The following is a 15165-nucleotide window of genomic DNA, read 5'->3' on the forward strand; positions in this document are numbered from 1 at the left end:
GGATGAGCGGATGAGCGGATGAGCGGATGAGCGGATGAGCGGATGAGCGGATGAGCGGATGAGCGGATGAGCGGATGAGCGGATGGGCTGATGGACGGGCGGATGGGGCGCATGGGCCCAAAAGAATCGCCCGGCTCGGACCGTCCCGCCACCGGATGGAATGACCGGCCGCGCCGGCATGCCCGTCGGGAATGAAACGGCGGTGCGCGCGAGCGGCACCGCCTGCCGTCAGATCCCCGCTTTCGGCGCGTTCAGGATCAACCGCAGGCCGAGCAGCGTGATCGCGCCGGCCGCGACGCGGTCGACCCACTTCTTCGCGCGCAGGTAGAGTTCGCGCGGCCGGCGGGTCGAAAAGCACAGCGCAACGATCGTGTACCAGCCGAATTCGACGCCGAACACGAGCGGCGGCAGCGCCAGGTAGCACCACAGCGGCGGATGCTGCGGCAACAGCGCCGCGAAGATGCTGCCGTACCAGATCGCCGTCTTCGGATTGCTCAGCTGGGTCGTGAGGCCGGTCCAGAACGACTTGCGCGCGCTGCCGGCGACGACGGCCTGCGGGTCGTCCATCGCGATCGGCCGGTCGGCGCCGCGCCAGATCTTCGACGCCATGTAGATCAGGTATGCGCCCCCGGCCACCTTGAGCCCGACGTACAGCCATTCGACCGCCTGCAGCAGCGTATAGAGCCCGGCCAGCGCGACGCCGCCGAACGCGATCCCGCCGACACCCATGCCGAGCGCGGTCGCGAGCCCGTCGCGGCGCGACAGCCCGATCGAATTGCGGGCGACCAGCACGAAACTCGGTCCCGGAATCATTGCGCCAAGCCACAGCGCGGCCAGAATGGCGAGTACGGCAGCCGATGCAGTCATCGAAGTCTCCTTGGTCGGCGGCGCCGACATGCCGGCGCCTGCGTGTCGCGTCGAGAATCGAGTCGCATTGCATCGATCGCCGACGCTGAAGCCGACGATTCTGGCACGCTTCGCCGCCCGCCGAAAGCGCCCGCGCGCTGCTATGCTGGCTGCCGTTCCCGCCCTCGCGCCCCGCCCCATGATCGAGATCCGCGCCGCCCGCTATCCCGACGATGCCGCCGTCGTCGAAGCGATCTTCCGCGAATACATCGCAAGCCCCACCGTCAGCCTCGCGTTCCAGGACTACGAGCCGGAGCTCGCCGCGCTGCCGGGCAAATACGCGGCGCCGCGCGGGCAACTGCTGCTCGCATGGCACGGCGAGCGCGCGGTCGGCTGCGCGGCGTTTCGGGAAATCGACGCGACGACGTGCGAGATGAAGCGCGTGTACGTGCGCCCAGACGCGCGCGGGCTGAACGTCGGCCGCCAGCTCGTCGAACGGCTGCTGCGCGACGCGAAGGCGGCCGGCTATGCGCGGATGTGCCTCGACGTGCTGCCCGAGTTCGTCGCCGCACGGCAACTGTATGGTTCGCTCGGCTTCACGCCCGCGCCGCCGGTCGCGTTCAATCCGGTGCCGGGCACCGAGTTCCTCGGGCGGGATCTGTGATGATCGCCACCGCACGCTGCGCCCTGGTTGCGCTGCTCGCCGCACTGTCGTCCGGCGCACGCGCCGGCGACCTGCCGCCATCGGTCGCGACGCAACTGCCGTCCGGCTACCGGCCGCTCGTTGTACAGGAAGGGCCGGACCTCGGCAACGGACGGCGCAGCTTGCTCGTCGTCGTGCATCGCGAAGCCGATACGCGCGCGCAGCCGTCGCCGCGCCCGCTGCTGATCTTCGAGGAGCAGCCCGATCGCGCGTACCGGCTCGCCGCGCGCAACGACCACGTCGTCCTGCGCGCGAACGAAGGCGGCCAGTGCGATCCGTTCGATCCCGAAGACGCCGCCGACAGCGGCCTCGCGGTGAAAGGCCGCTATTTCACCGTGCAGAACTTCGTCGCCTGCGGGCAACACTGGAGCGACTTCGTGACGTTCCGCTACGACCCGCGCACCCGCGGCTGGCTATTCTCCAGCGAGATCTATACCGAATCGTTTCCGCTCGACGAGCAGCCCGACCAAGTCACCGTCACGCGCGCCGATGCGCACCGGCCGGTATCGTTCGGCCAATGGCGGCGCAAGGACTGAAGGACCCGCGCAGCGCAATCCTCAACCGGCGCGCAGCCGCGTTGCCGCCGGCCATGAAGCCTGCCGGCCGTCATGAACAATGTTCCGCGTCGCCCGCATCCGCGCGACTCGCCTCCCCCCGCCAACCGGTCTACCATAGGCGCTCGTCGCCGTTCGGGCGCGCGCCGGCGTGGCATGCGGCTTGCGCGTGGTCCCTTCCCACGTTGAACCAGCGCAGGAGGACGTCATGACGCAACACTTCGATGCGATCGTCATCGGCACGGGCCAGGCCGGGCCGCCGCTCGCCGCACGGCTCGCCGGCGCCGGCATGAAAGTCGCGATCGTCGAACGCGGCCGCTTCGGCGGCACCTGCGTGAACACCGGCTGCATCCCGACCAAGACGCTGATCGCAAGCGCGTATGCCGCGCAACTCGCGCGGCGCGCGCAGGAGTACGGCGTGTCGGTCGGCCCCGTCAGCGTCGACATGAAGGCCGTGAAGGCGCGCAAGGACCGGATCTCCGGCCGCTCGAACCACAACGTCGAGCAATGGGTGCGCGGGCTCGACCACACGACGGTGTTTCAGGGTCATGCCCGATTCGAGCGGCCCGATGCGGTGCGCGTGGGCGACGACGTGCTCGAGGCCGAACGCATCTTCATCAACGTCGGCGGACGCGCGCAGATCCCGCCGATGCCGGGCCTCGACTCGGTGCCCTATCTGACCAACTCGACGATGATGGACGTCGACTTCCTGCCGGAGCATCTCGTGATCATCGGCGGCAGCTACGTCGGACTCGAATTCGGCCAGATGTACCGCCGCTTCGGCTCGAAGGTCACGATCGTCGAGAAAGGCGCGCGCCTGATCCATCGCGAGGACGAGGACGTGTCGCAGGCCGTGCGCGAGATTCTCGAGAACGAAGGCATCGACGTGCAGCTCGACGCGAACTGCCTGAGCGCACGGCGCGACGGCGACGGCGTCGCGGTCGGCCTCGACTGCACCGGCGGCCGCCGCGAGGTCGCGGGCTCGCACCTGCTGCTCGCGGTCGGCCGCGTGCCGAACACCGACGATCTCGGGCTCGAGCGGGCCGGCGTCGCGACCGACGCGCGCGGCTACATCACGGTCGACGACCAGCTGCGCACCAGCGTGCCCGGCATCTGGGCGCTCGGCGACTGCAACGGGCGCGGCGCGTTCACGCATACCGCGTACAACGACTACGAGATCGTCGCGGCCAACCTGCTCGACAACGATTCGCGCAAGGTGTCCGACCGCATCAACGCGTACGCGATGTACATCGATCCGCCGCTCGCCCGCATCGGCATGACGCTCGCGGAAGCAAAGCAGACCGGCCGCCGGCTGCTGGTCGGCACGCGGCCGATGACGCGCGTCGGCCGTGCGGTGGAAAAAGGCGAGAGCCTGGGTTACATGAAGGTGATCGTCGACGCGGACAGCCATGCGATTCTCGGCGCGTCGATCCTCGGCGTGACCGGCGACGAGGTCGTGCACGGCATGCTCGACGTGATGGCCGCCGGCGCGCCGTACACGACGATCAGCCGCACGATGCACATCCACCCGACCGTGTCGGAGCTCGTGCCGACCTTGCTGCAGGATCTGCATCCGGTCGAATGAAGGATCGCGGAAACGGGCGTGCATCCTGCGCGCCCGTTATGCACGCGCGCTGCACATTGCCCATCCGGCCCCGTCACGCGGCGCCGCGCCATCGCAAACCGCACTGATCGCCAGTCGAATATTTAATTTTCACCTGGACGAGCGCGCCTTTACCCTTTCGGCATCGCATCACAGGGCCACCGGCCCCCTCTGGAGCATTCCGATGACCGACCCCGGCACCGCGCAAGCCGTTTCCCGCCCGCACGCGGCTTCCGTGTCCTATGGCGCGCTCGCGCTGCTGGTGCTGGCCGGGCTCAACCTGCGTCCGTTCCTGACCGCGTTCGGCCCCGTGCTCGACCTCGTGCGTGCCGACACGGGCCTCGGTTTCCGCGCGGCGGCGCTGCTGACCACGCTGCCGTTCGTGCTGATGGGTGTCGTCGCCGGCCTCGGCGTCGGGCTCGCGCGGCGCGTCGGCGAGCAGCGCGCGCTGCTCGCCGCGCTGGCGTTGATCGCCGCGGGTTGTACCGCGCGCCTGTGGAGCGACGGCAGCACCGGACTGGCCGTCACGGCAATCGTCGCGGGTGCGGGCGTCGCCGTGGTGCAGTCGCTCGCGCCGGGCCTCGCCAAGCGCTGGTTCGTCGACCGGCTGCCGCTCGCGATGGGCCTCTATTCGGCCGCGCTGGTCGGCGGCGGTGCGTTCGGCGCGGTCGCGAGTCCGTGGCTCGCCGCGCGCGGCGGCTGGCATCTGTCGCTCGCCGTGTGGGCCGTGCCCGCGCTCGTCACGCTCGCGCTGTGGCGCGCGAAGGCGCCGCGCGACGCGCTGCATGCGGCGGCGGCATCGGCGCCCGTCGCCGCGTTCGTACGCATTCCGCGCGCATGGCAACTCGCGCTGTTCTTCGGCCTCAGCAACAGCGGCTATGCGAGCCTGGTCGCGTGGCTGCCCGCGTTTTATCGCAGCGTCGGCATGAACCCGCAGGCGAGCGGCAACCTGCTCGCGTGGATGGCGCTGTTCCAGGCGGCCGGCGCGCTCGCGATGCCGATGTTCGCGAAACGTTCGCACGATCGCCGCCCGGTGCTGTGGCTCACGCTCGCGCTGCAGACGGCCGGCTTCGCCGGCTTCGCGACGATGCCCGCGCTCGCGCCGTGGATGTGGGTCGCGAGCGTCGGCATCGGGCTCGGCGGCTTCTTCTCGATGAGCCTGATCGTCACGCTCGATCACCTGCCCGATGCGCGGCTCGCGGGTGCGCTCGCCGCGTTCGTGCAAGGCGTCGGCTTCCTGACCGTCGCCGCGAGCCCGTGGTTGATCGGCTGGCTGCGCGACGCCGGCGGCGGCTTCGCGATCGCGTGGTGGATGCATCTCGGCGTGATCGTGTCGATGGCCGCGCTGAACGCCACGTTCTCGCCCGCCGGCTACCGGCGCAGCATGGCGCGCGTCACCGGCGCCGCGCGCTGACACCGCAGCACCGGATTCCCTGATCCGGACGATCGCCGGCCGCTTGCGGCGCTCGTCCAGCCGCCCGCGCATGGCCGGGCACGGGCCGTCACGCCCATCGGCCACCATTCGCTTCACCCCAGAACGACATCAATCGGTAAGGAGACAATCATGAAAAAGCTCGTCATCGCCGTCGCGCTCGCGCTGACGGCCGGCGCCGCCGCCGCGAAAGACCCGGCCGTCCTGCGCCTCGGCGTCGATCCCAGCTACGCGCCGTTCGAATCGCTCGCACCCGACGGCACGCTCGTCGGCTTCGACATCGATCTCGGCAACGCGATCTGCGAACGCATGAAGGTGCGCTGCGTATGGGTCGAGAACGCCTTCGACGGGATGATCCCGGCGCTGAAGGCGCGCAAGTTCGACGGCGTGCTGTCGTCGATGAGCGTGACCGAGAAGCGCCTCGCGCAGATCGCGTTCACCGACAAGATCAACAACGTGCCGCCACGCCTCGTCGCGCGACGCGGCGCGAACCTGCAGCCGACGGCCGAGTCGCTGGCCGGCAAGAGCGTCGGCGTCGAACAGGGGTCGACGCAGGAGACCTATGCGCGCACGTACTGGGAACCGAAGGGCGTGATCGTGCGCACGTACCAGACGCAGGACCTCGTCTATCAGGATTTGATTGCCGGTCGTCTCGACGCGTCGCTGCAGTCGTCGGTACAGGCCGATCTCGGCTTCCTGAAGACCGCGAAGGGCGCGAACTTCGCGTTCGCGGGGCCGCCGCTGCATGATCCGAAGACGCTCGGCGTCGGTTCCGCGATCGGCGTGCGCAAGGACGACGACGCGCTGCGCACGCAGATCAACCAGGCGCTCGCCAGCCTGATCCAGGACGGCACGTATCAGCGGATCGCGAAGAAGTATTTCTCGTTCGATATCTACAACTGACGGACTCGGCCGGTTGCGGCCGGTGGCTCAAAGGGGGCGGCGCATGCGAGTGCGACGCCCCCTTTCTTCTTTTCCGGAACCGGTTCGTCAACTCCTTTCGACCCACGCCCGGTGCAATGGCATCGACCCATCGTCTGACGACGGCTTCGCTATTCGCAATCACCGACGAAGTGCCACCTGTTCAGCGACAGGCACGAAGCTTGCGCCTTGCGCCCGCTCGCCTGTTCGAACGGCGAGCGCGCGTCGCTTCGCGGCTGCCGCGATGCGCGATCGGCTGGCCAGCGCCGCATTTAATAACGAAGGAGACGTTGTCATGGACGAGACGAATGCATATCGCCGCTACGATCGCCGCCGCTTTCTCGCCGGCGTTGCCGCGGTGGCCGGCAGTGTCGCACTGCCGGGTTGCGGCGGCGGAGGGGACGGCATATCGGCCGTGGACGGCAATGCGCGCGCCCCATCGATCGGCGACACGCCGTCGCCGAACGGCGGCAATCGCTACAGCCTGCCGCGGCCGGCGTTGCCCGATCCGGCGAGTTCCGGCATCGATCACATCGTGCTGGTCACGATGGAAAATCGATCGTTCGACCATTTCATGAGCTGGGTGCCGGGTGCCGAGGGGATGCCCGCCAATCGGCAGTTCAGGGACGCGTTCGGCGGGACCAACGCACCGTTTCCGCTGTCGGCGAATCCCGCCTACGGCTATCAGGCATGCGCGTACCACGACCCGAACCACACCTACCAGGGCGCGCGCACGCAACTGGCTTCGGGCGAGATGAACGGCTGGCTCCTGACGCCCGGGACGAGCCTGACCCAGGGCGACCTGCTGCCCATCGGCTATTACACGTCGGCCGACCTGCCGTTCTTCAGCGCGGCGGCAAGCAGCTACACCATCGGCGACTTCTACTTCAGCGGCGTGCTGACCAATACGTTTCCGAATCGCCTCTACCTGCACAGCGGCGCCACCGACCGCCTCACCGACACCCCCGACAATTCGTCGCTGCGCACGATCTGGGACAACCTGAGCGACGCCGGCATCGGTTGCAGTTACTACTACCACGACGTGCCGTTCACCGCGCTGTATGGCACGCGCTATCTCGGCATCTCGCATGCGTTCGCGGATTTCCTGGCGAATGCGGCGGCGGGAACGCTGCCGCCGTTCTGCATGGTCGACCCGGTTTTCGCGGGCGAGCTGCAAGGTGCGTCCGCGGACGACCATCCGCATGCGGACATCCGCGACGGGCAGGCGTTTCTCAACCAGGTGTACGACGCGCTGCGCACGAGTCCCACCTGGAACCGCACGCTGATGATCGTCGTATATGACGAGTGGGGCGGGTTTCTCGAGCACGCGGTGCCGCCGATCCGGCCGATCAGCAACAACGAGCTCGCGCTCGGCAACGACGGCAAGCTCGGCTTTCGCGTGCCGCTCGCCCTGCTCGGCCCGCGCGTGCGGGCAGGCTCGGTGACGCGCTACCCGTTCGACCCGAGTTCGATTCACGCGCTGCTGCAATGGCGTTTCGGGCTGAAGCCGCTCGGCGTGCGCGGCAGCGATCCGGCGACCTTCAATCTCGCTTACGCGCTCGATTTCAACGACGCGCCGCGCACGGACGCGCCGGCGTTCACGGTCCCGCAAGGTCCGTTCGGCGGAACGTGTCCGGGGACGACCGCGCCGTCGTCGCCCGGTTCGGTTACCGGCGTGGATCCGTCGCAAATGGCGGCCAATCCGGCGGCCAATCCCGCAACCAATCCGGCGGTCGACCGCTTCGCCGAGTTGCGCGCGAAGGCCGCGGCACTGGGGTTCAGGACCGGAGGCTGACGGCCGCATGGAGGCGGCGGTCGACACACGATACGGCGACAGGCGAGCGATGGCCGGGGATCCGTAGGGCAACACCCGGCAGTTCGCCACGTATCAGCGCGATCAGTCGATCGCCGAGATCCGGTCGCGACTGGCCGACGGCGACCGGCAGATGGCCGGGGCCACGGACGATTCGCGTGCATCCCGAGCGGCGCATGCGACGTGGCCTCGACGATCGGCGCGGCGTGCTTCACGAGCACGCATCCACCCTCCGTCCCCCGCTGTCGCAATCATCCAGATTCGCGTCGCGTGCAGATAAAACCTCCGCGCCCGGCCCGCCGTTAACCCGTTCGCAGTCCCGGCGCCCCGCCTTGCAACGCGGCGCCCGTCGTCGTTCGTGATCCGGAATCCACATCCGCCGTCGGCCGCCCGTCGGGCCGCCGGCAAGGGAACGTCATGCGAAAACTCACCATCCGCGGCGGCCTCGTCGCGACCGTCGCCGGCTATACGGCGCTGCTCGTCCTGGTCGTCGGCGCGTGCATCGCCGCGCTCTACGCCGGCAACGGCTCGCTCGAAGCAATGTACCGCGACGACACCGCGTCGCTGCTGCACCTGAAAACCAGCTCGGAGCGCATGCTCGTGCTGCGCGAACGCGTCAGCGACGTCGCGCAGATCATCAGCGCCGGCCAGCCCGCGAAGGCGGAAATCGCGCAGCTCCACACGCTCCTCAAGCAGAGCGACGACGAACTGGACGCGTACTCGCGGTTGCATGCGCGCGACGCCGACGAGCAGGCCTTGTTCGATACGCTGCAGCAGCGCCGTCGCATGTTGCTCGATCAGGTTTTCCTGAAAGCGATGTCGCAACTCGACCACGACAACGCCTTCGACTTCCTCGACACGCACCGCACCGCGCCGCCGGCACTCTTCACCGCCTACCAGGAAGCGATCGATGCGCTCGAATCGTTCCAGGTCGCGCGCCAGAAGGCGCGCTACGACGCGGCCGGCGAACGCTTCCACCGGATCGTGTGGGCCATGGCGGCGGTCGCCGCCTTCGCGCTGGTCGTCGGCTTCCTGGCGCAGCGCGTGCTCGCGAAGGCGATCATCGCGCCGATCCATCTCGCCGTCGCGCATTTCGACAGGATCTCGAAAGGCGACCTGACCGGCGCGGTCGTCATTCCGGGCGAAAACGAAATGGCGTATCTGTTGAATGCGTTGAAGCGCATGCAGGACGGCCTCGTCGAAACCGTGAGCCAGGTGCGCGCGAGCACCGAGACGATCGTCGGCGACGTGCGCACGATCGCGAGCGGCAACGTCGACCTGTCCGCGCGCACCGAGCAGCAGTCCGTCTCGCTGCAGCAAGCCGCGGCGAGCGTGGAGCAACTGACGGCAACCGTGCGCCAGAACGCGGACAACGCACGCGATGCGCGCACTTACGCCGAGGGTGCGGCCGGCATCGCGGCAAAGGGCGGAGACGCGATGCAGCGCGTCGTCGAGACGATGTCGGCGATCTCGCACAGCTCCGCGCGGATTTCCGGCATCGTCGGCGTGATCGAAAGCATCGCATTCCAGACCAACATCCTCGCGTTGAACGCCGCCGTCGAAGCGGCGCGCGCGGGCGAACAGGGGCGCGGCTTCGCCGTCGTCGCGACCGAAGTACGGGGGCTCGCGCAGCGCTGCGCATCGGCGGCGAAGGAGATTCGCGAACTCATCGGCAATTCCGCGCAGCGCGTCGAAGACGGCAGCGGTCTCGTCGCACTCGCCGGTTCGGCGATGACCGAGCTCGTCGTCGCGGTCGAGCGCGTGAACGCGATCATGGGCGAAACGAGCATCGCCTTCGACGAGCAGTCCGCCGGCATCGAGCAGGTGAATGCCGCGGTCATCCAGATGGAGCAGACGATGCAGCGCAATGCCGCGCTGGTCGAGGAAGCGGCCGCCGCGGCGTTGTCGCTCGAGGATCAGGGCGCGCGGCTCAGCGATGCCGTCGCGCAATTCCGTCTGCGAGAAGCGGCGGCGGCGTGATGTAACGGCCCGGCCCGTGGCGGGCTGGCCGGCCCGTCACGACACCCGGGCCGCAGCCCGGTGTCGTGACGGGAAACAGGTGGATCGCCGGTGTGCGGTGTGCCGTGTGTGACTAGACCGCCCGCTCCAGCAGGTCGGTTGCGAACGACTTCGCATGCTCGACAGCCTCCTGCGCATCGGGGAATACACCGAGCTGCTCCCAGTGCTCTTCGGCCGCGTAGGTTCCCCTCACCGCCAGCGCCCGCTGAACGCGCAATTGCGCCGCGTATTTGCCGTCGTCCAGTGGCCGGGCCGTCGCGACGACCTTGTGCGGCGGGCTCGCTCGCTCCGGCTGAACCAGCTCGACGGAGCCACCGGCCGTGCCGATCGCCATCAACTCGTTCCTGGCCTTGCAGTCCGGGCAGTAGAAGCACCATCCCGCATCATCCTGGCGAGACTTGACCTGCCCGCGCGCCAGCACGGCACGACATTCAACGTTTTCGCAGATGAACGGCATAGCTGTCTCCGAAGTTGTTTGAGAGAAATCCTAGCATGTCCGTCGGCGGCGAAACCAGAAAAAAAGCCGGCCCCGAAAGGACCGGCCTCGCCGACATCGCACCGCGCAAATGCCTGCCCGCGCGGCCTCGCTCAGTAGTGACTGCGCCCCCACAGCGTCTTCGGTTCGTCGAGCAGGCGACGCAACCCGCTGCGCTCGATCATCGTCTCCGCGACCTCCATCACGCGCTCGAGAATCGCGTTCTCGTCGACCGACAGCACGCGCCGATCCTCCATCAGCACGCGGCCGCCGACCATCGTCATGCACACGTCGGCCGCGTTCGCGAAACACGTGACGCGATACACCGGCATGTTCATCGGCATCATGTGCGGGCGAAACAGGTCGACGAGGATGAGGTCGGCGAGCTTGCCGGCTTCGAGCGAGCCGATCTCGTGATCGAGCGACAGCGCCTTCGCCGCGTCGATCGTCACCATCTCCAGCACCTTCCCGTGCGGCAGCACGTCGGGGTCGCGGAAATGGCGGCGATGGTAGTGCATGCACTGCCACATGTGACGGAACATGTCGTAGCCGCGATCGGGCGCCGCGCCGTCCGACGCGATCGCGACCGTCACGCCCGCATCGATCAGCTCGGGCACCGGGCAGCGGCCGATGATCGACATGATCGCGCTCGGGTTGTGGACGATCGCGGTGCCGGTTTCCACGCACGCGGCGATATCGGCGTCGGTCAGGTCGATGCTGTGCGACATGAACGACGTCGGGCCGAGCAGCCCGAGCTCGCGATGCGCGAACGCGAGCGTGCCGGCGCGGTGCCCGTCCTGCGTGAACGTCAGGCCGCGCTCGCGCGCTAGCGCGCCGTAGCGTGCGGCCTGATCGCGGAAATCCCGCTCGTACTGCGCGAGTTCCGGGTCATGCTCGGGCCCGTACACCGGCAGCGTGATCGCGATCCTGATTCGACCGTCGGCGTCGCCGTGGCATTCGTCGACGATGCGTTCGCACACGTCGTACATCGTATCGAAATCGATGTCGCGCGTCTCGCCGCCGTCCGGCGCGTGGCGCGTGTATGCACGCGGCGCGGGCGGGCGCGACGGGCCGACGGCCACGATCGAGCGCGTGCCGGTGCGCACCACGGCATCGCAATGACGCCGCGCGTAGACGGGATCGTCGACGCGCATGATCGAGTTGCCGCCGCCGAGCAGCGACACGCCCGTCGTCACGCCGGCCTTCAGCCGTTCGAGCGCCGCGAGATGCGATTCGGTTTCCCAGAACGCCTCGTCCGACGCGCGCGTATAGATCGTCTCGGCCGCGGCCGACCACGCATCGCCGTCCGCGCCGCCGATCGTGCGCAGCATCGCGTGGCCCGCGTGCGCATGCGCATCGATCAGGCCCGGCAGCACGGCCTTGCGGCGTGCGTCGATCGTGCGCGCGGCACGGAAGCGCGCCTGCAATTCGGCGGTGTCGCCGACGGCGACAATGCGATCGCCCGTCACGGCAACCGCGCCGTTCTCGATCACGCGCCGCTGCGGGTCCATCGTGATCACGCAGCCGTTCGCGATCAGGGTGTCGATCGCTTCGCGCCGGTCGTCGGCCTGGTCGTCGGCCTTGTTCTCGGTCGTCATCGTTTCGGTGTCCTGTTGTAGTTAGAAGGGGCTGGGCGCCGCCGCACGGAAAAACCGCCGGGCAGTCGCCCGGCGGTTCGGCGGCGGCACGCCGATCGGGTCGTCACGCGGAGCGGGCCGGCGCGGCCACGCGCGCCTTCAGCTTGCGCTGCGCCGCGCTGATCGCGATGAACACCACCGCGTTCACCGCGAGTGCGACGAGTCCGGGGTTGATCGACGTCAGCGTGCTGGATGCGCCGGGGAACAGCGACGCGAGCGTCACGCCGTAGTAGTTCGTCAGCGCGATCACGATCGCACCGGCGACGATCCCCGCGAACGCGCCTTCCCGCGTGCCGAACGGCCGCTTCAGGAAGCTCGACGCGAGCATCGGCACGAGCTGCGTGAGCAGGCTCGACGAGAAGATCGCGAGCGTGACGAAGGTGGCGCCGCCGCGCAGCACGAAGTAGACGACCACCAGCGTGAAGATCGGCAGCGCGATCCGCGCGACGCGCGTCACCTCGCGGTCGGTCGCGTTCGGCGCGAAGCCTTCGCGGTAGATGTTGCGCGCGATCGTCGTCGAGGCGTTCAGCATGATCAGCGAGCCCGGCACCAGCGCGGTCAGCAGGCCCGTGCCGCCGACGATGCCGACGAACCACGCGGGGAACGTCTGCTTCACGAGACGCAGCAGCGCGAGATCGGTCTGCGCGCCTTCGAGCCCGTGCACCGTCATCACGGCCGCGAAGCCGACGAGGAACAGGAACGCGATCAGCACCTGGTACAGCGGCATCAGGATTACGTTGCGGCGCAGCGCGCGTTCGTCCTTCGCGACGTAGATCGCGGTGAAGCCGTGCGGATACAGGTAATAGCCGAGCGACGTGAGCAGGATCGTCGAGTTGTACCAGCTCAGGTTGAAGCCGTGCTCGGGCATGCGCAGCAGTTCGGGATGCGCGGCGTCGATCTTCGCGAACATCTCGCCGAGGCCGCCGTAGTAGTGCATCGGCAGGTACAGGCCGAGGAAGATCGCGATCGCGAGGATCAACACGTCCTTGAAGATCGCGATGCTCGCCGAGCCGTGGATGCCTGACACGACCATGTACACGGCCATCAGCGTCGCGGCGATCCAGATCGCGGCCGCTTGCGGAATCAGCCCGTACGACATCTCGGACACGATCACGCCGAGGCCGCGCAGCTGGATCATCAGCAGCGACACCATCGCGAACACGGCCACGACCGACACCAGCACGCCGATCGCGCGGCTGTCGTACTTCGACGCGAAGTAGTCGGCGAACGACACGAGCCCGCGCGCCTTCGCGTAGCGCCACACCGCGGGCAGCATCCAGTAGCCGATCACGAACGCGAGGCAGCCGTACGACAGGATGTAGAACGCGGGCACGCCCTTGCTGTAGGTCCAGCCGCTCGCGCCGAGGAACGAGAACGTCGAGAACGCCTCGCCGGCCATCAGCAGGAACGTGAGCAGCGAACCGAAGCCGCGCCCGCCGACCGCCCACTGCTCGAGCGTGAGCTTGCGGCCGCGCCGCGCCATCACGCCGATCGCGAGCGCGAACACGGCGAACGCCGCGATGATGATGATCGAGGCGTTCATCGCGCGTCTCCCGTGCGGCCGTCGCGGGCCGCGTCGCGCTCGTCGAGGCGGAACAGGATCGCGAGGATCGCGGCGGTCGCCGCCATCCAGATCAGGTTCCACACGAGCAGGAACGGCAGGCCGAACAGCAGCGGCCGCACCTCGGCGATCGAGCCGCCGGTGTACATCCCGACGAACGGCAGCGCCGCCAGCAACAGTCTGAATTTCATCTATGTCTCCTCCGGAAGACGCGCGACGCGTCAGCGCATCAGAACTTCTGGCGGATGCCGACCACCACCGCCACCTGCGACGTCGTCGACGACGGCCCGTCGGTCCCGTCGATCCACGCGTGGCCCACGCCCGACGACGCCTTCTGGTAGAAGCCGTTCACGTACACGTCGGTGCGCTTCGACAGCAGGTACTGCAGGCCGGCCGACACCTGCTGATAGTGACCGTCGTCGGCGCCGCGCGCGACCTTCGTATAGGTGTAGCCGGCCGCGGCCATCAGCGCGGGCGTGATCAGGTAGCGCACGCTGCCTTCGTAGTTGTTGAAGCGCAGCGCGCCGCCCGTCGCCTGGCCGAAGTTCGAGCCCGTGTACAGCAGCCCGAGCGTCGCCGCGCCGATCGTGTAATTGCCGCCCGCGCCCCAGATCTGCTGGCGCACCGCGCTCGACAGACCGGCGCCGAACACCGACGCCGAGCCCGGGTAGTAGTTGTCGGACGCAACGGCGCCCGTCGCGCTGGCCGCCGGATGGTTCACGCGCGCATAGGCGGCGCCTGCATTGAGCGGCCCGTGCGTATAGGTGACGCCGGCGCTCCACGAGTTGTCGTTCGAGAAGCCCGTCGAGTTCGAGAACCCGTACATCAGGTTCGCCTGCAGGCCCGCGAACGTCGGCGACACGTACTTGACCGCGTTGTTGGTGCGGAAACTGTTGTTGATGTCGTCGTTGTCGAACGGGTGCGTCGAGTACTGCGCGAGGAAGCTGCTCATCTGCAGCGAGCCGAGGATGTCCTGCGTCGAGTTGTACTGGCGGCCGAGCGTCACCGCGCCCCAGTTCGCGCCGCTCAGGCCGACCCACGCGGAGCGGCCGAACATCCGGCCGCCCTGCCCGAGCGCGCCGTTCGCGACGTTGAAGCCGTTCTCGAGCCGGAAGTTCGCCTTCAGGCCGCCACCGAGATCCTCGCTGCCGATCAAGCCCCAGCGCGGGCCCGATTCGTTGCCGCCCGTGAACTGCCACAGCGCATGGCCCTTCGAATTGTTCGTGTAGGTCACGCCGGCGTCGACGATCCCGTACAGCGTCACCGTCGACTGCGCGTGCGCGGCGCCGGCGAAACTCATCGCCATGGCTGCGCTCATGCACGCGACGCCCGTCTTCCTGCTCATCGTTCGCACCATCTCCGTCATCTCCTCTCCAAACCGTCTTGTCGATGTTGTGTTTTGTTGATGCTGGCCATACGCGCCGGTCGGCTTGTATAGACAGTGGCTGGATGGTATCCAGCCGCAGTCGCATCAAGAAATGAAATGTTCAACTGGGCGGCAGTTGAAAATCGAATGGAGACGAATGAAGGGGAAACGGGCGGCGAATGCGCGCGCCTGCAAGCCGATAGAAAGCATGGAAGCCCGCCGGACGCGACGCATT

General features: G+C 68.3%; 13 protein-coding genes. 7 read left to right on the top strand and 6 right to left on the bottom strand.

Annotated features, from left to right (window positions below):
• Nucleotides 1–228: 228 nt before the first annotated feature.
• Nucleotides 229–867: a LysE family translocator gene (locus DIE16_RS18560; protein ID WP_044845331.1), complete on the bottom strand. Its 639-nt coding sequence runs from the start codon at nucleotides 865–867 to the stop codon at nucleotides 229–231.
• Between the two features lie 178 nt (nucleotides 868–1045).
• Between DIE16_RS18560 and DIE16_RS18565 the strand changes: the two genes are divergently transcribed.
• The 7 genes from DIE16_RS18565 (at nucleotide 1046) to DIE16_RS18595 (ending at nucleotide 9852) form a co-directional block, all read left to right on the top strand.
• On the top strand, nucleotides 1046–1510 hold the full coding sequence (locus DIE16_RS18565; RefSeq protein WP_044845332.1) for a GNAT family N-acetyltransferase: 465 nt from the start codon (nucleotides 1046–1048) through the stop codon (nucleotides 1508–1510).
• A complete protein-coding gene (locus DIE16_RS18570; RefSeq protein ID WP_124487641.1) occupies nucleotides 1510–2085 on the top strand; it encodes a hypothetical protein in 576 nt (191 codons plus the stop codon). The genes DIE16_RS18565 and DIE16_RS18570 overlap by 1 nt, the downstream gene beginning before the upstream one ends.
• A 226-nt stretch (nucleotides 2086–2311) precedes the next feature.
• On the top strand, nucleotides 2312–3688 hold the full coding sequence (locus tag DIE16_RS18575) for an FAD-containing oxidoreductase (RefSeq protein WP_124893079.1): 1377 nt from the start codon (nucleotides 2312–2314) through the stop codon (nucleotides 3686–3688).
• Nucleotides 3689–3890: 202 nt separating this feature from the next.
• Nucleotides 3891–5120 carry a cyanate transporter gene (locus tag DIE16_RS18580; protein WP_124893081.1) on the top strand — a complete coding sequence of 410 codons (1230 nt, stop codon included), beginning with the start codon at nucleotides 3891–3893 and terminating at the stop codon, nucleotides 5118–5120.
• A 150-nt stretch (nucleotides 5121–5270) separates the two neighbouring features.
• Nucleotides 5271–6041 carry an ABC transporter substrate-binding protein gene (locus DIE16_RS18585; RefSeq protein ID WP_124571153.1) on the top strand — a complete coding sequence of 257 codons (771 nt, stop codon included), beginning with the start codon at nucleotides 5271–5273 and terminating at the stop codon, nucleotides 6039–6041.
• 313 nt (nucleotides 6042–6354) lie between these two features.
• Entirely contained in the window at nucleotides 6355–7854 is a 1500-nt protein-coding gene (locus tag DIE16_RS18590; RefSeq protein WP_124893174.1) for an alkaline phosphatase family protein, read from the top strand.
• Nucleotides 7855–8289: 435 nt separating this feature from the next.
• Nucleotides 8290–9852, top strand: coding sequence for a methyl-accepting chemotaxis protein (locus DIE16_RS18595; protein ID WP_124893083.1), 1563 nt, complete (start codon nucleotides 8290–8292; stop codon nucleotides 9850–9852).
• Nucleotides 9853–9964: 112 nt separating this feature from the next.
• On the opposite strand, the gene DIE16_RS18600 is transcribed toward DIE16_RS18595, so the two are convergent.
• From DIE16_RS18600 to DIE16_RS18620, 5 genes are all read right to left on the bottom strand, one after another.
• The gene (locus DIE16_RS18600) at nucleotides 9965–10348 is read right to left on the bottom strand and encodes a hypothetical protein (protein WP_124522053.1); all 384 of its coding nucleotides are present in this window, start codon (nucleotides 10346–10348) and stop codon (nucleotides 9965–9967) included.
• Between the two features lie 131 nt (nucleotides 10349–10479).
• Nucleotides 10480–11964: an amidohydrolase family protein gene (locus DIE16_RS18605; protein WP_124893085.1), complete on the bottom strand. Its 1485-nt coding sequence runs from the start codon at nucleotides 11962–11964 to the stop codon at nucleotides 10480–10482.
• Nucleotides 11965–12067: 103 nt separating this feature from the next.
• A complete protein-coding gene (locus DIE16_RS18610) occupies nucleotides 12068–13546 on the bottom strand; it encodes a sodium:solute symporter (protein WP_044845341.1) in 1479 nt (492 codons plus the stop codon).
• Nucleotides 13543–13755, bottom strand: a complete 213-nt coding sequence (locus tag DIE16_RS18615; RefSeq protein WP_124893087.1) for a DUF3311 domain-containing protein — start codon at nucleotides 13753–13755, stop codon at nucleotides 13543–13545. Before DIE16_RS18615 ends, DIE16_RS18610 begins: the two co-directional genes overlap by 4 nt.
• Nucleotides 13756–13793: 38 nt before the next feature.
• Complete coding sequence (locus DIE16_RS18620) at nucleotides 13794–14909, bottom strand: porin (protein ID WP_409364456.1); 1116 nt, start codon at nucleotides 14907–14909, stop codon at nucleotides 13794–13796.
• Nucleotides 14910–15165: the final 256 nt, after the last annotated feature.

The organism is Burkholderia sp. Bp9090, from assembly GCF_003857985.1.
GTDB lineage: Bacteria > Pseudomonadota > Gammaproteobacteria > Burkholderiales > Burkholderiaceae > Burkholderia.

Bases quoted from the DNA above. Each gene is read 5' to 3' on its own strand.
- DIE16_RS18590 (WP_124893174.1), top strand. From the start codon at position 6,355: ATGGACGAGACGAATGCATATCGCCGCTACGATCGCCGCCGCTTTCTC.
- DIE16_RS18605 (WP_124893085.1), bottom strand. From the start codon at position 11,964: ATGACGACCGAGAACAAGGCCGACGACCAGGCCGACGACCGGCGCGAA.
- DIE16_RS18570 (WP_124487641.1), top strand. From the start codon at position 1,510: ATGATCGCCACCGCACGCTGCGCCCTGGTTGCGCTGCTCGCCGCACTG.
- DIE16_RS18610 (WP_044845341.1), bottom strand. From the start codon at position 13,546: ATGAACGCCTCGATCATCATCATCGCGGCGTTCGCCGTGTTCGCGCTC.
- DIE16_RS18560 (WP_044845331.1), bottom strand. From the start codon at position 867: ATGACTGCATCGGCTGCCGTACTCGCCATTCTGGCCGCGCTGTGGCTT.
- DIE16_RS18600 (WP_124522053.1), bottom strand. From the start codon at position 10,348: ATGCCGTTCATCTGCGAAAACGTTGAATGTCGTGCCGTGCTGGCGCGC.
- DIE16_RS18595 (WP_124893083.1), top strand. From the start codon at position 8,290: ATGCGAAAACTCACCATCCGCGGCGGCCTCGTCGCGACCGTCGCCGGC.
- DIE16_RS18565 (WP_044845332.1), top strand. From the start codon at position 1,046: ATGATCGAGATCCGCGCCGCCCGCTATCCCGACGATGCCGCCGTCGTC.
- DIE16_RS18615 (WP_124893087.1), bottom strand. From the start codon at position 13,755: ATGAAATTCAGACTGTTGCTGGCGGCGCTGCCGTTCGTCGGGATGTAC.
- DIE16_RS18575 (WP_124893079.1), top strand. From the start codon at position 2,312: ATGACGCAACACTTCGATGCGATCGTCATCGGCACGGGCCAGGCCGGG.
- DIE16_RS18580 (WP_124893081.1), top strand. From the start codon at position 3,891: ATGACCGACCCCGGCACCGCGCAAGCCGTTTCCCGCCCGCACGCGGCT.
- DIE16_RS18585 (WP_124571153.1), top strand. From the start codon at position 5,271: ATGAAAAAGCTCGTCATCGCCGTCGCGCTCGCGCTGACGGCCGGCGCC.
- DIE16_RS18620 (WP_409364456.1), bottom strand. From the start codon at position 14,909: ATGAGCAGGAAGACGGGCGTCGCGTGCATGAGCGCAGCCATGGCGATG.